This window comes from Planktothrix sp. PLAVEN19ND (assembly GCF_057220675.1).
On sequence record NZ_CM170132.1, the window covers coordinates 1,097,291 to 1,117,128 of the forward strand.

At 41.3% G+C, this 19,838-nt stretch carries 21 protein-coding genes; 10 read left to right on the plus strand and 11 right to left on the minus strand.

The window, feature by feature from the left end; genetic code table 11:
* The first annotated feature begins 68 nt into the window (after positions 1 to 68).
* From AC2D3N_RS04835 to AC2D3N_RS04855, 5 genes are all read left to right on the plus strand, one after another.
* Positions 69 to 1,004 carry an ADP-ribosylglycohydrolase family protein gene (locus AC2D3N_RS04835; protein ID WP_484692946.1) on the plus strand — a complete coding sequence of 312 codons (936 nt, stop codon included), beginning with the start codon at positions 69 to 71 and terminating at the stop codon, positions 1,002 to 1,004.
* 31 nt (positions 1,005 to 1,035) lie between these two features.
* Positions 1,036 to 1,599, plus strand: a complete 564-nt coding sequence (locus tag AC2D3N_RS04840; protein ID WP_484692947.1) for a nicotinate-nucleotide adenylyltransferase — start codon at positions 1,036 to 1,038, stop codon at positions 1,597 to 1,599.
* Positions 1,592 to 2,305, plus strand: a complete 714-nt coding sequence (locus tag AC2D3N_RS04845) for an NUDIX hydrolase (RefSeq protein ID WP_484692948.1) — start codon at positions 1,592 to 1,594, stop codon at positions 2,303 to 2,305. Before AC2D3N_RS04840 ends, AC2D3N_RS04845 begins: the two co-directional genes overlap by 8 nt.
* A gap of 71 nt (positions 2,306 to 2,376) precedes the next feature.
* Positions 2,377 to 3,771 (plus strand): IctB family putative bicarbonate transporter, encoded by a 1,395-nt coding sequence (locus tag AC2D3N_RS04850; RefSeq protein WP_079678779.1) that lies wholly within the window; start codon positions 2,377 to 2,379, stop codon positions 3,769 to 3,771.
* Positions 3,772 to 4,209: 438 nt separating this feature from the next.
* On the plus strand, positions 4,210 to 4,380 hold the full coding sequence (locus tag AC2D3N_RS04855) for a hypothetical protein (protein ID WP_159451532.1): 171 nt from the start codon (positions 4,210 to 4,212) through the stop codon (positions 4,378 to 4,380).
* Positions 4,381 to 4,442: 62 nt separating this feature from the next.
* Here the strand turns inward: AC2D3N_RS04855 and cdf31 are convergent, their stop codons facing one another.
* Positions 4,443 to 5,357, minus strand: a complete 915-nt coding sequence (gene cdf31 / locus AC2D3N_RS04860; protein ID WP_079678781.1) for a CDF family zinc efflux transporter Cdf31 — start codon at positions 5,355 to 5,357, stop codon at positions 4,443 to 4,445.
* A gap of 177 nt (positions 5,358 to 5,534) precedes the next feature.
* Between cdf31 and AC2D3N_RS04865 the strand changes: the two genes are divergently transcribed.
* From AC2D3N_RS04865 to AC2D3N_RS04875, 3 genes are all read left to right on the plus strand, one after another.
* Positions 5,535 to 5,891, plus strand: coding sequence for a hypothetical protein (locus AC2D3N_RS04865; protein ID WP_079678783.1), 357 nt, complete (start codon positions 5,535 to 5,537; stop codon positions 5,889 to 5,891).
* Between the two features lie 111 nt (positions 5,892 to 6,002).
* Positions 6,003 to 6,401, plus strand: a complete 399-nt coding sequence (locus tag AC2D3N_RS04870; RefSeq protein WP_079678784.1) for a hypothetical protein — start codon at positions 6,003 to 6,005, stop codon at positions 6,399 to 6,401.
* A complete protein-coding gene (locus tag AC2D3N_RS04875; RefSeq protein WP_159451533.1) occupies positions 6,394 to 6,552 on the plus strand; it encodes a hypothetical protein in 159 nt (52 codons plus the stop codon). Before AC2D3N_RS04870 ends, AC2D3N_RS04875 begins: the two co-directional genes overlap by 8 nt.
* 382 nt (positions 6,553 to 6,934) lie before the next feature.
* Here AC2D3N_RS04875 and AC2D3N_RS04880 read toward each other — a convergent pair whose 3' ends face one another.
* The 3 genes from AC2D3N_RS04880 to rbfA all read right to left on the minus strand — a co-directional run bounded on the left by AC2D3N_RS04880 (position 6,935) and on the right by rbfA (position 9,692).
* The gene (locus tag AC2D3N_RS04880; RefSeq protein WP_079678785.1) at positions 6,935 to 7,159 is read right to left on the minus strand and encodes a DUF4327 family protein; all 225 of its coding nucleotides are present in this window, start codon (positions 7,157 to 7,159) and stop codon (positions 6,935 to 6,937) included.
* Positions 7,160 to 7,373: 214 nt separating this feature from the next.
* Positions 7,374 to 8,978 carry a glycoside hydrolase family 3 N-terminal domain-containing protein gene (locus AC2D3N_RS04885; protein ID WP_484692949.1) on the minus strand — a complete coding sequence of 535 codons (1,605 nt, stop codon included), beginning with the start codon at positions 8,976 to 8,978 and terminating at the stop codon, positions 7,374 to 7,376.
* Between the two features lie 324 nt (positions 8,979 to 9,302).
* Entirely contained in the window at positions 9,303 to 9,692 is a 390-nt protein-coding gene (gene rbfA / locus AC2D3N_RS04890) for a 30S ribosome-binding factor RbfA (protein WP_079678787.1), read from the minus strand.
* A gap of 143 nt (positions 9,693 to 9,835) precedes the next feature.
* On the opposite strand from rbfA, the gene sipA reads away from it, so the two are divergent.
* Complete coding sequence (gene sipA / locus AC2D3N_RS04895) at positions 9,836 to 10,057, plus strand: regulatory protein SipA (protein WP_079678788.1); 222 nt, start codon at positions 9,836 to 9,838, stop codon at positions 10,055 to 10,057.
* A gap of 94 nt (positions 10,058 to 10,151) precedes the next feature.
* On the opposite strand, the gene AC2D3N_RS04900 is transcribed toward sipA, so the two are convergent.
* From AC2D3N_RS04900 to AC2D3N_RS04910, 3 genes are all read right to left on the minus strand, one after another.
* On the minus strand, positions 10,152 to 10,976 hold the full coding sequence (locus tag AC2D3N_RS04900; RefSeq protein ID WP_484692950.1) for an alpha/beta hydrolase: 825 nt from the start codon (positions 10,974 to 10,976) through the stop codon (positions 10,152 to 10,154).
* A 231-nt stretch (positions 10,977 to 11,207) separates the two neighbouring features.
* The gene (locus AC2D3N_RS04905) at positions 11,208 to 12,101 is read right to left on the minus strand and encodes a type II secretion system F family protein (RefSeq protein ID WP_484692951.1); all 894 of its coding nucleotides are present in this window, start codon (positions 12,099 to 12,101) and stop codon (positions 11,208 to 11,210) included.
* A gap of 166 nt (positions 12,102 to 12,267) precedes the next feature.
* Positions 12,268 to 13,962, minus strand: coding sequence for a tetratricopeptide repeat protein (locus AC2D3N_RS04910; protein WP_484692952.1), 1,695 nt, complete (start codon positions 13,960 to 13,962; stop codon positions 12,268 to 12,270).
* A 385-nt stretch (positions 13,963 to 14,347) separates the two neighbouring features.
* Here AC2D3N_RS04910 and AC2D3N_RS04915 point away from each other — a divergent pair, with 385 nt between their 5' ends.
* Positions 14,348 to 14,716, plus strand: coding sequence for a Mo-dependent nitrogenase C-terminal domain-containing protein (locus tag AC2D3N_RS04915; protein WP_144017731.1), 369 nt, complete (start codon positions 14,348 to 14,350; stop codon positions 14,714 to 14,716).
* 45 nt (positions 14,717 to 14,761) lie between these two features.
* Here the strand turns inward: AC2D3N_RS04915 and AC2D3N_RS04920 are convergent, their stop codons facing one another.
* The 4 genes from AC2D3N_RS04920 to cbiD form a co-directional block, all read right to left on the minus strand.
* Complete coding sequence (locus AC2D3N_RS04920; RefSeq protein ID WP_079679565.1) at positions 14,762 to 15,115, minus strand: Dethiobiotin synthetase; 354 nt, start codon at positions 15,113 to 15,115, stop codon at positions 14,762 to 14,764.
* Between the two features lie 153 nt (positions 15,116 to 15,268).
* Positions 15,269 to 16,855 carry an SDR family NAD(P)-dependent oxidoreductase gene (locus AC2D3N_RS04925; RefSeq protein WP_484692953.1) on the minus strand — a complete coding sequence of 529 codons (1,587 nt, stop codon included), beginning with the start codon at positions 16,853 to 16,855 and terminating at the stop codon, positions 15,269 to 15,271.
* Positions 16,856 to 16,957: 102 nt separating this feature from the next.
* Complete coding sequence (gene guaA / locus AC2D3N_RS04930) at positions 16,958 to 18,577, minus strand: glutamine-hydrolyzing GMP synthase (protein ID WP_079678794.1); 1,620 nt, start codon at positions 18,575 to 18,577, stop codon at positions 16,958 to 16,960.
* 77 nt (positions 18,578 to 18,654) lie between these two features.
* Positions 18,655 to 19,812 (minus strand): cobalt-precorrin-5B (C(1))-methyltransferase CbiD, encoded by a 1,158-nt coding sequence (gene cbiD, locus AC2D3N_RS04935; protein WP_484692954.1) that lies wholly within the window; start codon positions 19,810 to 19,812, stop codon positions 18,655 to 18,657.
* Positions 19,813 to 19,838 lie beyond the last annotated feature (26 nt).

Sequence of the window (19,838 nt, forward strand, 5' to 3'; positions counted from 1 at the left end):
TTCAGGGCTAACCGTGTTCCCTATTGCTTTTTAAGTCTGATTTAGGATTACTAAAAAAGGATTTTAATATGAAAAAATCAGCAATTTTGTCCGGTTTAATCGGGGTTTGTGTGGGGGATGCTTTGGGTGTTCCGGTGGAATTTACCAGCCGCCAAGACCGTCTAAAAAACCCCATCACAACGATGACGGGTTATGGAACCCATCGACAACCCCCGGGTACTTGGTCGGATGATAGTTCCTTGATGTTATGTTTAGCAGAGAGTCTTTGTCAGGGCTATAATTTACAAGCGATCGCCGCATCTTTTTGTCGTTGGCGCTATCATCAAGAATGGACAGCCCATGGGGTTGTATTTGATATTGGAGGAACCACCCATAACGCAATTCAAAATCTACAAAATGGGGTAAATCCAGTGGAAGCTGGAGAAACCGATGAACGCAGTAATGGCAATGGTTCTTTGATGCGAATTTTACCCATGGCTTATTTATATTCTTCGGTGTCATTCTATCAATTAATCCAGTGGGTGCATGAATGTTCCTGTTTAACACACGCTCATATTCGTTCCCAAATTGCCTGCGGAATTTATATTAGTATTGCGGTTAAATTACTCCAAGGATTAGATCTAAAATCCGCCTATATTCAGGGTATAGAAGCCATAAAACCCATTTATTATCATCCCAGTTTAACCATAGAATCTTCTCGGTTTGACCGGGTTTTGAGGGGTTGTATTGACCAGTTATCAATTGATGAAATTCAATCGGGCGGTTATGTGATTCATACTTTAGAAGCCTCATTATGGTGTTTATTAACAACATCTTCATACCCAGAAGCGGTTCTTAAAGCTGTTAATTTAGGGGAAGATACCGACACAACAGCCGCCGTCACAGGCGGTTTAGCCGGAATTTATTATGGGTTGAACAATATTCCCTCGGAATGGGTGGAACAAATAGCCCGAAAAGATGATATTATTGCCTTAGCTGGTCGATTAGAACAAACCCTTGAGTGATGATCTAAAATAATATTAACTCTGATTAAAAATGACTCAAATTGCCCTCTTTGGAACCAGTGCAGATCCTCCCACTTCAGGACATCAAGCGATTCTGCTTTGGTTGTCTCAACGGTTTGATAAAGTTGTGGTTTGGGCATCGGATAATCCCTTTAAAACCCACCAAACTTTATTAGAACATCGAATGGCAATGTTATCATTATTAATTGCGGAAATTAACGCCCCGAAAAAAAATATTGCTTTGCATCCTGAACTCAGTAGTCGCCGAACCTTAGAAACTTTAAAAAGGGCTAAAAATTACTGGTCTGATGCAAACTATACTTTAGTCGTGGGTTCAGATTTAATTCAACAAATTCCCCAGTGGTATCAGATAGAAACCCTATTAAAACAGGTAGAATTATTAATTATCCCGCGACCGGGTTATCAGGTGATAGAAATGGACTTAGATCACCTCAAAAAATTAGGTGCGACCTTAACTATTGCTACCATCACAGGTTTACCCGTTTCCTCCAGTCACTATCGTCAAACGGGTAATATAGAAGTTTTAACGACCCAGGTACAAGATTATATTAACCGAGAAAAATTATATGAATAAAACGTTGATCTTAGAAGATTTTAAAGTGGGTGTTGATAATGTGATTTTTTCCGTTGATACCGGACAAAATCGCCTATTAGTTTTATTGGTCAAACGCAAAGAAGAACCCTTTATCGAGACTTGGAGTTTACCCGGAACTTTAGTTCAAAAAGGAGAATCTTTAGAAGATGCCGCCTATCGGATTTTAGCAGAAAAAATTCGGGTTGAGAATTTATATTTAGAACAATTATATACCTTCGGGGGGCCAGAACGTGACCCCAGAGAAGCCCCAGATTCCTATAATATTCGTTACTTATCCGTGAGTTATTTTGCGATCGTTCGGTTTGAAGAAGCGGAATTAATTACTGATACAGTAACCGGAATTGCTTGGTATCCCATTGATCAAATTCCTCATTTAGCTTTTGATCATAATCAAATTTTAGACTATGGTTATCGTCGATTAAAAAATAAATTAGAATATAGTCCTGTGGCTTTTGAGGTGTTACCTGAATTATTTACATTAGGGGATTTATACCAATTTTATACTACTATTTTAGGAGAAGGATTTTCCGATTATTCTAATTTTAGAACCAGGTTACTCAAGTTAGGATTTCTCTATGATACCGGGGTGAAAACATCCCGAGGGGCGGGTAGACCAGCAAGTTTATATCGATTTGATGCACAAGCTTTTGCCCCCTTAAAAGATAAACCCTTAGTGTTTGTTTGAATTTAACCTTGAACTAATGTATACTAACATCTGAGTTTTCACCCCTGCGATCGCAAAACCCATTAAAGCCCATGACCACCCTCAACACTATTTGGCAACAATTTACCCTGCAAAATCTACTACTCTACCAATGGCGTAATAGTAGTTTTCTCTACCAGATCACAGGATTTTTGCACCAATGGCGACAGGGAAGTTGGTTATTACAGTGGGGGGAACCCTTGGGGGCATTATTAATTAGTATTGTATTTTGTTTGGCTCCGTTTGTGGGAACGGCATTAATCGGGGTTTTATTAATTGCTTGTGCCGGATGGTGGTTATTATTAACCCTAACGGATGAACCCTCACAAACTGCCTTTACTCCCATACATTTAATCGTTTTATTATATTGGGGAATTGCCACCGTTGCCACGGCTTTATCTCCGGTTAAAATAGCTGCCTTTAGTGGCTGGACGAAATTAACTCTTTATTTAATTTTATTCGCTTTCATGTCGAGAATATTGCGATCGCCAAAAGTTCGCTCAATTTTTATTACCCTATTTTTACACACAGCTTTATTCGTGAGTGTCTATGGTTTAAGACAGTGGTTTTCGGGTGCAGAAGCCTTAGCTACTTGGGTTGACCCCACCTCTGCCCAATCTAACTTAACCCGGGTTTATAGTTATTTAGATAACCCGAATTTATTAGCCGCCTATTTGTTACCCGCAGTCGGTCTAAGTTTGGCTGCATTCTTTGTTTGGCAAGGCATTTTACCGAAAGCCTTAGCATTAACCATGATTATTGTCAACTCCTCCTGTTTAGTCTTAACCTTTAGTCGAGGAGGCTGGATTGGATTAGTGCTATTAATGTTTACTTTTTCAGTCTTATTATTATATTGGTTAAGTATTAGTTTTCCTCCCTTTTGGCGACAGTGGGCTTTACCGATGGGATTAACAGGATTAACCCTTTTTCTCGTCTTAGCAGTGGCATTTGTTCCTCCTGTGCGCGATCGGGTGGCGAGTATGTTTGTTGGACGGGGAGATAGTAGTAATAATTTTAGAATTAATGTTTGGATGGCAGTCATTGAAATGATTAAAGATCGTCCGATCTTAGGAATTGGCCCGGGAAACGTGGCTTTCAATAAGATTTATCCTCTTTATATGCAGCCTCGTTATACGGCTTTGAGTGCCTATTCCGTGATGTTAGAAGTGGCAGTTGAAACTGGAATTATCGGTTTAAGTTGTTTTCTCTGGCTATTAACCGTAACCTTTAATCAAGGATGGGTGCAATTAAAACAACTCCGAGCTTTAGGAAATACCCAAGGATTTTGGTTGATCGCAGCCATTTCTACCTTAATAGGACTGATAGGTCATGGTTTCGTTGATACGGTTTTATATCGTCCCCAAGTGAATACTTTATGGTGGTTAATGATCGCTTTAATTGCCAGCTATTATCAACCCAAGCCTCAGATTTTAGCGGATGAAGCTTAGAGGAATGAATAAATTTGGCTCTTAGGGTCTAGGGATCACAGGGAAGACCTACGGAAAAGGGGATGTAACAATTAAAGCCCTAGATATCCACCCATTTGCGGTCGGGGAAAAATAGCAATAATAATCGGTTTAAGTAATTTTCCTTAGAGGATCTTCCATTTTTAAGAAAAACCTGTATTATATTGAAGACGAACAATGAGAAATCTTAAACCTGCCTTAATAAGCAAGGGAAGGTTCTGCTTTCTCAATGGTATAGAAATCAAAAGTCTGCAACTGAATGACTGCAACTCAGTTCAAACTGTTGTGGTGCAAACTTGAATAGTTAAATCTCTATTCTGGTTGAATTTCTAACTTACCATTTAGGAACATTCCTGAGATTAGGGTATATTTTTTCTCAATCTTGTTACTCACCTACTTTCAATTTTCTTGAGATCTCCTATGAAAAAGTTAGCTCTAGTGTTTGCAGGTTTAGCCATAGCTTCTTCCAGCTTATTAACTGCTTGTGGCGGCGCTCCCAAAGAAACTACTCCTTCTCCCGCAGCCACAACTCCCCCTCCGGCGGCTCCCGCTCCCGCCCCTGCTACCCCCGCTCCTGCTCCCAAAAAATAGGAGAAATGATTTTAAGGGGTTAAAATTGATTTCCTCTCCTATGAATTAGGGGGGGAAATTTTTCACGACTCATAAGTAATTTGCTCCGATTTATATTGGGGGGGTTCAACGTGAATTAGAATTCTGACGGGGCTAAATTCTTGTCCTAATGCTGCTTCTACTGCTTCTGTAATACTGTGGGCCGTTTCTACATCCGTTGCTTCCACAATTAAGTGCATTTCAATAAAAACCTGTCGTCCAATCATCCCACGGGAGGCAATATCATGGCAGTTTATCACCCCCGGAACAGACATCACAATTTCTTTAATGGTTTCCGGTGCAATCACCATTTGATCTACCAACCAAGGCAAATTTTCCTTTAAGACACTCCAACCACTTTTAAATACTAATAATGCCACAGGAAAGGCTAAAATCACATCTAAATATTGTAATTTTGGCAAATTCCACACGGTTCCTTGCCAAATCCCAATTAATCCAGCAATCACCATAATTGTCACCCAAACATCACTCATTGTATGTTTAGCATCTGCTATTAAAATCGCACTGCCTAAACGCTTTCCCGCCGCTCGCTCATAATAAGTCACGAAAATATTAATTCCTAAAACAATTAATAAAATCCATAATTCATTAGGAGAAATTGTCACTGGTTCACCACCTTTAAACACCCGTTTTATGGCGCTACTGAAAATTTCAAAACAGGCTATTCCTAAAAATACACCAATCCCCAATGCTCCCAAAGCATCGAATTTTTGATGTCCATAGGGATGTTCACGATCGGGGTGGGGAGAGGCAAAATGGTTGGTAACTAATCCTAAAACATTATTAGCACTATCAGTGACACTATGTAGGGCATCAGCGAGTAAGCTCAAAGAACCTGTCATGTTGCCTACAATCACTTTAATCATCATTACTAACAGGTTTAAACCCAGTGTTAGCAATAAAACAAATTGAATTTTTGAACGGTTATCCTGAACCATAAAATTTTTCCTTTTAAGTTTTGACGGTGATCAAAAACTTTTTTTAATATATCACCCTGTTTGTATTAATCTGACTATTGAGATTGATTTTCACTAAAAATATAAAAGTTAATTGAGGTTAATTTCACGGTAAAATTAGATTAAAGGATTTCAATTATCGTTTTAAATCGTTATTCTATGTCTATTCCTCCACTCACAATTAATTTAACTCAGGGTTCTGTTTCCCTGCGTTTTACCCCCGCAGCGGCTCAGAATTTAAAAGGGGTACTGGATGAATTAATGCAAAAACTCAAAATGGTGGCGGCAAAAACTGCTTCCGGTGGCGGTAAACCCACCCCTCAAAAGCCAATGGAATATCAATATACCGGAGATGTGTTTTTAGAGGTTTTCTGTAATCCTAATATTTGGCCGAGTCCTTTTGCAGCGAAAGTCTTAATTACTGTCCGGGATGAACGGATTAAACTGACCACGGAAGCCGAACTCACCCGGATTATTGATGACGTGAATCAATACCTCGACCAAGTGAGGGAATAAGCTGTTAGAATATACGGGAAAAATCGGTCTACTTCAGACTTTCTCCCAAAAATCCCCATAGCAAGATGGCAAGATTGCCGTCCTGCTCTACTTGAAGAATTTTTTAACTATATGAATGCTGAACAATTAACCGACTTATGCCATCAGGGATTTCAAGTTACCCTGGGTGCGACATCTTCCCTCATCGAGATCCTACAAAATCCTGATAAGCGCCATGAGAATTTCGGGAAAATTCAGTCCCAGTTTAGCGAGTTAGTCCAAGAATGGGCCGAAAAAGGAAAAACTACTGAACAGGAAGCTCGAAATTTTGTGGATACAATTCTCTCCCAGGGTTCGCAGAATCTTAATACAGAAACAATAACCGTAATCACAGAAACTGAAGTTGTTACCTCCACGATTCCCCCTGTGTCAGACCCAGGGCCCGTCAAAGAAATTCAAGAACTTACAACCCAAATTTCCGAGTTACGAGATGAATTAAGACGTCTGCGAGAATCCAATACTTTTGACTAATTGGGACGAGAAAAAACCAGGAAAAGCCGTCGCAGAACGACGGGGTTTTAAACCTAGATTTCCGATAAACTACGCTTCCACAACTCAACTGATGGAAATCAGAATCGACATGAATCGGGTTCAAAATTGTGGGGCGGGTTTATCGTTATAGCTATATTTATTGATATCTAATTGCAGAACCCATCCCGAAATTGTTCAACTTCATGTTGCAACCGATATCCCATCGCACGCACTTAAATTTTAACTTTATTCTTGACCCCGGCATCTCAGAGTCACTTTCCTTTATTTAGGCCAGAAGGATAAACCCTCTGAAATCAGACCAATCGGTAGAAGCAGTCCTAAGTTCTTTTATTTCAAGCATTTAAGATATTTTGAACTTAAAACAGCCGGGAAAGGGCTTTAAAGGATCGCGATTCTAGTCCCTCAATCTACCTGAATCGGCAGGCAAATCAGTTCTCAACCGCAGGAGTCAGCACTGAGCAAACTTAATAATGTCTGAAAGATTTTTTTTGTTTTCAAATTTCATTGGGATTTTAGTCGTTATCCCAGGTTTCATGACCAATCAGGTCGCCAATTCGGTCTCGGAGTAAGAAGTCGCATTCTTCTAACTCACACTCTACACAAGCCCATTCCCGCGCGGGAATATATTGGCAGAGTGTATAGATGGGTTGCTGACGGCTCACAACCCCCTTATTGACGAGTTGGCGGGCTTCGTCTTTGATCACATCTAATGAAAATTGGACAGTTGTGTAAGTCATAATTCGCCCTCTTTGGCGTTGCCGGAGAAGTTTTTGGCATCACATTCAGTGTAATCTAAAAATTGATTTTAGGAAATATTTTTTTTTCAGTATAGGCCAATACAAATACCTGGGGTTTTCCCATAACAATATGCAAAGTCACTGGACGGAAGCCCATGACATAGGTTAAGCATCAAGTCTTCATTCAAGATACTGGGTTATTCTTAAATTCCGATTAAATTCCCCAAAGGACTTTTAAGGCAATCTCCTGGGCTGCGGGAGTCTGACCATAGGAGAAAACATAAGGAGTTTTGGGGGAAATTTGGGGCAAAAACTGTTCCAGGGTGTAGGGACTCCCATAAATCACCAAAGCTTGTAAATGGTTCTGTTTTAAGAGAATACTTAACCAATTCTGAGCAATTTGTGTTAATCCTGAACTATCACGGAAGGCATTAGCTCGAATAAAAATTTGCAGCAAGGTGGGTTCAGAATTAATGCTAAATAAGGATTCATTGCCTAGATCTCCAACGGTTTGATCATGACAATCAATTAGTTGTAAGCGATAACCCAACTGAGTTGGACGGGCGATCGCTGGGGTATGATTTCCTAAAATAGAACAATTAAGTAAATCATCCACAATCACTAAATTTCGTAAGGGTTGAGGTGGGTTCGGAACCCCTAAAGGCAAAATTCCCCCCTGTTTGAGAGAATCCTGCAAAATGGTTTGAACCAGAGCTTGAGAAGATGGTTGAGATAGAGAATAAAATAATATCTGGGGATCTTGACTAGGGGGAGAATAGGGTTGATCAGGGCGCCAGTCGGGGAATACCTTCGCCTTCGACTGCCTAATTCGCTGTACGGAGGCTTCAATCCGTTCCCGGGAAATCCTGCCCTCCTTCACCGCGGCACAGACCGCATCAATGGTGACCTGGGGATCAAGGGGCATTAATAAAACATCCGCTCCGGCTTCTACAGCTAAAATTGCGGCTTCTTCGGGAGTATAAAGTTTTGCGATCGCCCCCATCACCAAAGCATCCGTCACCACTAACCCCTGAAAGCCCAACCGTTGCCTTAACTGTTCCTGAACAATCACCGGGGATAAAGTAGCGGGATTTTTACTATCCCAAGCCGGGATCAACAAATGGGCCATCATCACCGAATCCACACCCGCAGCAATACTGGCCACAAACGGAGGTAATTCGACTTCAGCTAAACGGGGATCACTATGGGGAATTACAGGTAATTCCAAATGGGAATCAATCGCTGTATCCCCATGACCGGGGAAATGTTTCGCCGTAGTTAACACCGGATATCCTTGACATCCCCGAATAAAAGCCGTCGCTAAGTTACTGACTCGTTCCGGGGTTTCCCCAAAAGAACGGACATTAATCACCGGATTTTTAGGATTATTATTCACATCAACCACCGGAGCCAAAACCCAATTTAAGCCCACCATTAGGGCTTCTTGGGCTGTAATTGCCCCCATTTTTTCGGCATAAAATTCCGCTTGTGACCGGGATTGATCCGCTAATGCACCAATCGCCATTAAGGGCGGAAACCAAGTCGCCCCGGCAAAGCGCTGACCGACCCCTTCCTCCACATCGGCCGCCACCAATAGGGGAAATTTAGCCCAGGACTGCAACAACTGAGTTCTAATCGCCAACTCCGCCGCACTACCATCGACCAAAATCACCCCACCCACACCCAAGTCATGTAACCAATGCTCTAATCTCTGTGCTGGAGGTTCCCAAAGGGAGTAACGAATTTGATGATCAAACAAAAAACCAGAGGCACGAACCACAACCATCTGGGCAACTTGTTCAGCGAGAGAAAGAGTCATATTCAGTGATCAGTAATCAGTTATCAGTAATCAGTTATAAATGGGTAATGGGTAATGGGTAATGGGTAATGGGTAATGGGTAATGGGTAATAGGTAATAGGTAATAGGTAATAGGTAATAGCAAGAGTTTACCCCCCCTGCCTCCCCTGCCTCCCCTGCCTCCCCTGCCTCCCCTGCCTCCCCTGCCTCCCCTGCCTCCCCTGCCTCCCCTGCCTCCCCTGCCTCCCCTGCCTCCCCTGCCTCCCCTGCTCCCCCTGCCTCCCCTGCCTCCCCTGCCTCCCCTGCCTCCCCTGCCTCCCCTGCTCCCCCTGCTCCCCTGCTCCCCTACTCCTCCTCCCCCTCCCCCTCCTCATCCGGTTTCCGGTTCTGGGAGAGTTCGTTTAATAGAGTTAACATTTTGTCGCCCCGTTCCAGAGAACGATCTTCTAAAAAAACCACTTCTGGAGTCCGACGCAGACGGACACGTTGACCTAGAGAAGAACGAACATAACCCGTTGCTGATTTTAAGCCTTCCATTGTCTCTCGTCTGGCTTCTTCGGTGCCATAAATACTGACAAAAATTTTGGCGTGTTGGAGGTCGCCGGAAACATCGACATCGGTAATACTCACCATTCCGATTCCAACCCGGTCATCTTTGATCCCATCCAGTAATATCTGGCTGACCTCCCGTTTAATTTGTGCAGCCACCCGGGAAACTCGGCGATCTGTAGCCATAATTACTACCCCCTCAAACGGTCTTTTTCTTGCATACTCTCAAGTTTAACGTGGTTATTTCTCTTTTTCACGACAAAATCCCGATGAATGAAGGGACAAAGCCCCGTGATATCTTACAAGAAAATTAATTTTTAGGTTGATCAATGGAAAAAGAGTTTGAAATCCGACAAAAAGTCAGGGTGATAGCGATTCCTCCCTTTGTGAAAACAGCAGAACCCATGCCGATTTTACGTCCATCCAACGTGATTAAACTCGGTGAAGTTGGCATTGTAATTGACAGACGGCCCGGTGGCTATTGGGGGGTTTTATTTGAGAAAGGAGCCTTTTTAATTGATAGCCAGTATATTGATGGGGTGAAATCCTGAAACTTTCTGAACTTTAGCCAACAAACAAAGTGATGCCACCCGTTGATATAGATGGCATCACCAGAATCAAAGGATGATTCTCCGACTCACGCGCTTACCACAAACCACGGACTGGGGGTGGTGCTGGTGGCAGGGGTGGGGGTGGAGGTGGGAGTGGAGGCCGTGGCGTTGGTGGTGGCGCTGGGGGTGCCGCCGGGAAATCTACTTCTTGTAGAGAACAGCCACCTTTGCCAAATTGAGAAGCCTTCTTAAACAGAGAATCGAGATTCCCCGCTAGGCCTTTGACTTTATCAACGGTATCGGGAATATTAGCGACATCAATATACATTCCCGGGACGGGATAGTAACTGACAATATCTAAGAAGGAGAGCTTACCATCTTCACTCAGGGCATTGATTAGAGCCGCCCGAATCGCTTTACCATTAACCGCTTCGGTGCTGTTTGGGATTCCTGGTTTTCCACGATGGGTTCTAATTGTTGTCCCAACGGTATTGGTTAACTCTTGACCTTCTGGGGAATAGAGAATGCAAGCAAAGGGAACTAAATCAAAGCCGACTTCTAAGGTCATCAGACCGCGAAGGGTATCCGGCTCAATTTTGGAAGCCTTAACGATTTGGCTAATCGTTTTGGTCATTTCCCCGGTTTCAGCGAAATTCTTTAATTCACTGACCAAGATCGGGACTTGGAAGGGGCCGTAAGTCAGAATTACGCGATCTTCCCCACAGAATACCGTACGATCCGGGTTAGGAAAGTCGGCAATCGGTGAAGGAACTTTGGCATAATCCGATGATGGCGGACAGGCGCCCGGATGGTGAGCTTGGGCTTGGGGAATGGGTACAGCAGCGTTGCTAATCAATGCTCCAGCCAGTACCCCCAAAATCCATTTTGGTTGTGGTCTTTGAGGTTTTGGTATTTTCATCTATGCTTAAAAGAGATAGTCAAATATCCCACTAGACGCTCAAAACAACGACGGGAAAAACCCAGTATTGCAATTGCGCTTACTTTCGTGTTTTGACTTAATAGCTTAAAGGGTGTTGCTCAGTTTCACAAGGGCAAAGTCGAATTTTTTATCAAAAATTGGGAATCGGACATCGAAAATTCTCTGTGGGTGGGGGGTGTAGGCAACAAGAAAGTTAATTCCCCAGATCAACTAGGGTAACAAAATTAATAGGGATTTCAGAGCTTGCATTGCTAACAGCAGGACAACTGTACCTGCAATCAGAATTGTGGCGGGAACTAAAACAGCTTGTAGACGGCGCAGGGTTTGTTCAAGTTCCTCCTCATAGTAATTTGTCAGTTTTTGCAGGGCTAAATCTAATTGTCCTGTAGCTTCCCCTGTCCGTAACATTTGCAGGGCTACCGCAGGTAAACGACCTTCTAGGCTTTGACTGAGGGTTTTTTCGGCGGGAATTTGACCTAATGCAATGGTAATAGTAGCTTTCATTTCCGATTTAGGAATATGAGCGCGAACCAATTCTAATCCAGCTAACAAGGACATCCCACAACTTAAGGGTAGTTTTAATTCTCCCAAATACAACATCATCCGGGCGGTGGAAATTTTTTTAATCATTGATAGCCGAGGCAAAATTTTAGGAATAGCTAATATAGTGATCGCGAAAATTCCTAATACTAAAAACCACCCTCTACCCGATAAACCCGATAAGTAACAAAGGGTGAGAATCAACAGGATAATACTAATACCTGTGGTAATTGCCGCCAGGGTTACAGACCGATATAGATTTTGATGGCGAGCTTTTCGTTCTTCGATCTCGGAAATTCGATAGCAAATTTCGGGTAACATTCCTTGAGATTCGCCCAAGGAAATTAGACCAATTGTCCAACGATCAAAATATCGGGATGCTAAAGCCAAGGCTGAAGCTAAATCGCCCCCCCTTGATGTTGCTGCTGTCATTTTGTTGAGATAGCGTCCGAGTTGCGGGTAGCTATCTTTCCCCACCAAAGTTAAGCTCTGTTCTACAGTTAAACCGGAGTTCAACAAGGTTGCTAATTGAAAGAAAAAAAGAGCCTTTTCGCGGGGATTCATTCGTGAACTGGGTATGACTGCACTGGGCGGAGCTTGGACTGAATGCTCTATTTTGCCAAAAAGGAACCCCAGAAGCAAGACTTTTTGATAACCCAAGGTAGTAAGCCCTTCAGGGCTATCTTTTCCTAATTGAGTTAAGAGAGCCCTGAAGGGCTCACTACGGGAGTCAGTGTGGATTATTTTTTAACTTTAAATTGACTCGATTTCGATGAATAACTGCTTCCGCAGAATTGGGTTGCATTTCTAACGCGACACCATAGGAACGGTTAGCATCCTGATAGCAATTCATCTGTTCAAAAGTCATGCCTCGACGAATCCAAGCTGCATAATAATCGGGTTTTCTTTGAACAATTTTATCATAAACACTTAAGGCATCCTGATAGCGTTGGGCTGATTCTAAGGCGAGTCCCCACTGTAACCAAGTCCCATAGGAATCTGGCCAAATTTTAACCGCTTGATTAAAGGCTTCTGCGGCTTCGGAATATTTTTGAACCGCTTCTAAGGTTTTCCCTAAATGTACCCAGGCTTCAAAATTATCCGGTTGGACTCGAATCACTTTTTTATAAGCAATAATCGCCTCATCATAACGTTCTAATTTTTCTAAGGCTTCCCCTCGTTGCAGTCCGGCTTTTGTGGCTAATGCTGTATCTTCTGTGGTCATTTGTACCACTTTATCATAGGCAATTAAGGCTTCTTCAAATCGATCTAATTTTTCTAAGGCTTCCCCTCGACCATTCCAAGCATCCATGAAGTCCGGTTGAATTTGTAGGGCATTATCATAGGCGATAATTGCTTCTTGATATTGTCTTAATTCACACAGGGCTTTCCCTCGACCTAACCAAGCTTCGGGAAAATCAGAGTTTAATTGAGTGGCTTTATCAAAAGATGCGATCGCGGCTTGATATTGTTTCAGTTCTAATAAAGTTTGAGCGCGACTAATCCAAATAGCCGCTAAATCGGGATTGATTTGTAAGGCTTGATTTAAGCAGGTTAAGGCTTCTTGATGCTGTTGACTATTTAACAAAGCCATACCTTTATAAAACCAAACTTCATAATCCTGGGGTTGCAGTTGAATTACCGTATCATAGGAGGTAATAGCTTCTGAATAGCGGCGGATTTTTTGTAAGGCAATTCCTCGATTAAACCAGGCTTGATAACTTTTGGGTTGCAGTTTAATCGCTTGGTCATAGGAGTTAACAGCATCGGCATATTTTTGTTGACTTAATAGCATTTCACCCCGATTAAACCAGGCTTCATAATTGGCAGGTTGCAGTTGAATTGAACGATCATAGGAAGCCACGGCATCGGCATAGCGTTCTTCATTCATTAAAGCATTGCCTTGATGATACCAAATTGCGGAAATATTGGGTTTAATTTCAATAGCCCGTTTATAAGAAGCCGCCGCCGCTTTATATTGAAATAGGGCTTCTAATGCCAACCCCCGTTCATACCAAGATTCAAAATTTTCGGGTTCAATCGTAATCGCTTTATCAAAGGAGGCAACTGCTTCTTCAAATCGTTCTAATTTAGCTAAAGCAATGCCTCGAAATGTCCAAGCCCAATAATCTTCGGGTTTAATTTTAATCGCTCGGTCATAGGAAGCTAGGGCATCTTTATAACGTTTGAGTTTTCTTAAACTATTTCCCCGTCGTAACCAGGCGGAATACCAATTGGGTTTAAAATTAACAGCTTGATCATAACGTTCAAAGGCAAATTCATAGCGTCCTAATTTATAGAATCGATTGCCTTGATTATATTGTGGCCATGCTTTAAAAATGCCTAAAAACCCTAATCCCGAAGCGGGGGGAGTTTGTGGGGAGGCTTCCACAGGAAATAAGGAGGAGGTTAATTCTTCCGACATGGGATGGTTGACTCCTGACCATTGAGTGCTAATAGTTCAATTCTACTAGGGTTCCAGTCTGACTGTTGCAATGTTTCTTCCCTTATCAAATTCTAAGAATTTTGTCAAGTCTTAGGTTGTAATCAATTATTTGTATTTATTATATTAAAAATTTTTGATTTAAATAAAACTTATGAGAAAACTCTGTAAATTTAGGGCATCATGATCAAAGAAGGATACAAACCTTTGCTAAGGACTTGATTCTGGCCAGATATCTTGTTGCTTAGGCTTTGAAACCTTTAATCTCTGTGGTGAACTACAAATCTTTTACGGGAACTTACAACAGTGTTTCGTAGACACTACATGAGCGGTTACCCACGTTTGGTTTTTATTCCAAATGAAAATAATGAATAAGGTTAATGCTACCATGTCCTACCTCACTTTCCTGATTCGCGGCATCACATCCGTTGAACCCGCTCCCCTGTCCCCGTCTGGCTCTTTCCCCCCACAACGTCGATTTACGCCCCTACGTCCCCTTCGCCATTGGCTAGAAAGCATTAAAATCCAAGACCCCCAATTAGCCCACCGTTTGTGTCAATTGATTCCGGCTCAATGTCCATTTGAACGAAATATTACAGTCGGGGGTCGTGTTTTGTTTCATATTCCACCTTTGTGTAAACTCAATCCTTTTTATGAAGAATTAGTCTATCTCCGGTTTCAGGCATTATGTTATTTGGCGGATGAATGTGGAGAAGATATTTCGGCTTATTGCTAGAATAGTTGACGGTTGATGATTCACAGTTAACCGTCAACCCCCGATTTATTTTTCGACCAACCATTGACCGGAAAAAATGCTTTTAACCCCTAGAGAAATACGCTGTAAATCTTCTTGTAATAACGGAGGCCATTCAATGCCTCGATTCCGACCCGCGGCAAATTGTTGCTGACTTTCTATAACTAACTGATGTAAGGCTAAGACTAAAATTTTCTCAAAGTTTGAATTGTCTTTTAAGGTATCATAAGCAATTTTTAAGGATAATAAAATAGAGGTGACTTGACCGGGAATCGGGGGTTGGCCCTGTTTCAAACGAATTAAAAAAGCATCGGGGTTTTTTTGGGTTTCTAATGCCATGCCTTGGTCAATTAAAAAATTATAGGCTGTTTTGTAGTCCATTGCAATTAATTTGTGAAGTTGTCTACAGTCAAATTCTATAGCAATAAAGCCTAATTTAACCACAAAGACACGAAGACACAAAGAAGTTGTAAACCATCACTTGCCTATTGATATAATAGGGGATAGGCAACAGTATTTTATTTCATAAAATGATTATAAAAGTAAAATTGGGGATTGGAGATGAGAACTATAATTTCCTTGGATTTTGACGGTAGATTCAGCTAAACGTAAGGTTAAAGATAGACGTACTTGACCACTAATATTACAGATAGAGCGATGAATTAAATCATCGGTAAAAAAGATAAATTCTCCGGGTTTTAAAGTTACCGGTAAAGCGGATTTTTCGATTTCTGATTTAACTTCAAAAAAAGGATTTCCACTAAAGGGATCATTCATTTTTATAGGACATAAATTATGATATTTTTTAGGTAAATATTCAAACCCATTTCCGGCATTAACTTCGGTTAAGGCAATATAAATATGTATGGTTTTTCCAGTTTTAGTTAATAAGTGAGGATAATGATCTTGATGCCAAAGGGGAATTAATTGTTTTGCGGGATAATTAGCCCATAATTCTGAACGCCAAAGAAAGGGAGATTCGCCTAAATATTCCCTGGCTTTTTGGAGTAAATAGGGATTTTTACAAAGTTCTAAAATTACGGGAGAATCTAAGTGTCTTTCCATATTAAATTGTCGTTTATAGCCTTGAATTAATAGTAATATTAATGATCCAAAATCTCTTTTTTTTATAAATTGATAACTATTAGAAAATACATGAATCGGAGAACGGGGTAAAACCGTTGTAAAGATCTGTTTTTGAATCTCTTGGAGTTCAGTTTCTGTTAAGTTTAAAGAATAAGGCCCCCAGATGCCATCCTCTGAATTATAAAGAGTTGAGGTTTGGGAAATGGGGTTAGATAGTCCTGTCCAGAATAAACTTTTTTGCCATAATTCATCGGATAAATGATCATTCTGCGCCAAATCTGTTAAGGGCATCGGTTGAAAATTTAGATTTAAAAATTGACCATTAATTAATTTATATTCGGGGGTTGTTAAAAATTTAATCAGATTCCGACTCACTTTTTGGGGAGAGTTTCCCACTCTTAAAATTTGGCTTAAACGATGGGATAAACTAATATTTGACCGGACAAAACCTGGATGCACAGCGTTAACTCTAACGGCGGTTTGATTTAAGTTATTTTGTAGCAGATGTCGCATTAATAATAATAAACACACCTTAGAATCAGCATATAATTTCAGGAAGTTCAAGGGGGTTTTTTGTATCCATAATTTCCAGCCTAGATTTTTTGACCATAGGGCCATATCCGAAGCGATAAATAAAATTTGACTAGATTCTGAAGCTTTGAGGGTCTCTAATAATAAATAAGTGAGTAAAAAATGCCCTAAATAATTAGTTCCCCAAATTAATTCAAACCCTTCTTGAGTGGTTCCAGATTGATTAAAAATTCCGGCATTATTAATTAATATATTTAAAGGAAGTTGACGTTCTAAGAATAAATTAACACAGGTACGAATTGAATCGAAAGAGGCTAAATCTAAGGGTAAAAATTCAACTTTTCCTTGATTAGTTTGCGCTATAATATAATTGATTGCTTGCTGGGCTTTTCGTTCGGAACGACAGGCAATAAAAACATGATGTCCCTGTTTGGCGAGTTCTAAGGCTGTCATTAAACCGATACCTGAAGTTCCTCCTGTGACTAGACAAATTTGTGGGTTCATATTATTTTAATTGAACAAAAATAAATAATCAAAAACAATCAAAAATAACGGAGAGACGCGCCGTGGCACGTCTCTACATTATGGGTTTATCGCAGGTTTATCCTATTCCCATTCGATAGTTCCAGGGGGTTTAGAAGTAATATCATAAACTACCCGATTCACGCCCCGAACTTCATTAACAATCCGATTAGAAATTAATTCTAATAAGTCATAGGGAACCCGTGACCAATCGGCGGTCATTCCATCTTCACTACTCACAAATCGTAGGACAATTGGATAGGCATAGGTACGATGGTCGCCCATGACTCCCACACTTCGCACCGGAAGTAATACGGCAAAAGCTTGCCAATAATCGTGATAAACCCCACGTCTATTGATTTCTTCCCGGACAATTAAATCCGCATCTCGCAGGATATTTAACTTCTCCGCCGTAACTTCTCCTAATATCCGAATTGCTAAACCCGGGCCAGGAAAAGGATGACGTCGGACAATTTCTTCGGGTAAACCAATCGAACGTCCGACTTTTCTGACTTCATCTTTAAACAGTTTTCTCAGGGGTTCTACTAATTTAAACCGTAAATCTTTGGGTAATCCCCCCACATTATGATGACTTTTAATTTTAACTGCCACCCGTTCCCCACTTTTCGGGTCAACATTGGTATCGGCGGACTCAATCACATCAGGATATAAGGTACCTTGGGCTAAATAATCAAAGGGCCCTAAACGCACCGATTCTTCTTCAAAAACCCGAATAAATTCCGCACCAATGCGTTTACGTTTTTCTTCGGGGTCAGTAATTCCTTCGAGTTGTTTTAAAAACCTTTCCCGGGCGTTTACATATTCAACGGGAATATGAAATTGTTCATGGAATAGTTTAACTAATCGTTCCGGTTCTAGCTTGCGCATAAACCCTTGGTCGATAAACATACAAGTTAACTTATCACCGATGGCACGGTGCAGTAAAAATGCTAAAGTTGAAGAATCAACGCCTCCAGAAAGGGCTAATAAAACCCGTTTATCCCCCACTTGGTTCCGAATTTCTCGAATAGATTCCTCTACAAAAGCTTCCGTTGTCCAGGTAGGATGACAGCGACAAATATGATAAACAAAATTCCGAATTAGGGCCTGACCGCCAATAGAATGAACGACTTCAGGATGGAATTGTACCCCATATAATTTTTGCTCGTGGTCAGCAATTGCCGCACAGGGGGTATTCTCGGTATGGGCTAAAATCTCAAATCCCTTGGGTAACTGGGTGCAAGAGTCGGCGTGACTCATCCACATGGTCGCCCCCTGTTCCACGTTGGTTAGCAGGTCGGTGGGGTCATCAATGTGCAGGGAGGCTTTGCCATATTCGGCCCGTTTAGCCCGTTCTACCGTGCCTCCTAGCTGTTTGACCATTAGCTGCATTCCGTAGCACACCCCAAAAACGGGAATTCCTAACTCCCAGAGTTTCGGGTCACATTCGGGGGCCCCGTCATCATAGACGGAATTGGGGCCACCGGAAAGGATAATGCCTTTGGGGTCGAGTTCCTTGAGTTTTTCGGCGGTGGTGCGGTAGGAAATGACTTCGGAATAAACCTCGGTTTCCCGAATGCGACGGGCGATTAACTCGGAATATTGGGAACCGAAATCGAGAATAACGATCATTTGTCGGTTCAATTTTTCACCGGTCGTATCGGTATTTTCGGTTGGAGTTGGGGTTTGAGTCTGAGGAGACATATTGAGTTTAATGGGTTTTAATTTTAATTGTCAACCAAGGATAAACCTGATTGTTGTATCCGATTAGAATAACAAATTTACCCCAAAATTATATCAGCATTTTCACTTTTAATGATAATTTTACGCTGGCGGTCGAACATTACCGAACCAACCTTGATATTTTTTTCACAATGGGTGTAAATATAGTTCTGGGATCGTTGATCAATCGTCTTTGCTATTTCTCCATATACCCGACTGACCCAATTTTCCCCTTTGATTGCATCTAATTCTCGCAAATATTGTAAAGCATCCTCGGCCGTTGAACAATTAAAAATTCTTTGTAGATCGAAAGTGGATAATCCTAAGTTAGCACAATAGGCAGTTAAAATTTCTAATCGTCCATCGGCAATATGATGATGGGTATGGAAAATTCCTCCGGCTAATTTGATGAGTTTACCATGATAACCAAATAATAGGATTGACTGAACTTCCGCTAGGGCGGCACAGACTAACATCGGCCCTAACCAATTGGCAGTTTTAATCATGCGTTGAGGAGAAATCCCCATTCTTGCAGCTAATTCTAATCCGTTTTCACCAATACAAAATACCAAAGAATCAAATTTTTTTGCTTTTTCTTGGAGTTGAATTTTATATTGTTCTAATTGCTCTGGAACCGTTAAGGGTTGAGAAATTCCTGTGGTTCCCAGTAAAGATAATCCTTCAACTATTCCAAAAGCAGCGTTAGATGTGCGGGTTGCTAGTCGTTTTCCTTGGGGTAAAATAAAGGTAATTAAAATAGATTTATTTGCTGGTAATATTTTCTCGATATTGGCTAATAATAAAGTTTTAGCATAACGATAGATCGCTGTTTTTCCCGTCTTTTGATCATAGCCAATTCCTTCTCCTCCTTTGATAAAAATAGCATCTGAAAGTTCACCCCCCCTAGCCCCCTCTTGGTAAGCAGTTGGGGGGGGTTCTGAACTATCCAACCATTCCACCATCGCCCAAATTGGAGTATTTCGGGTTAAATCTAAATTATCTCCAGGATCGGAACGGGTAATTGCTAAAGCCGAATTATCGGTTAAAATCGCTATTTGTTCAATCGGAATATTCGCGGTTTCCGCCGGATCAATTAAATCAATAGATACCTGTTCAATAGACTGATTTCTGGTTTTTAAATATTCCAAAGCCGCTACCGCCGCCGCGCAAGCAAAAACGGGTAGAGTATATCCAGAAAGAGGTTGATTTGTGGTCATATTTTGGCTGTTTACCGAATCTTTTC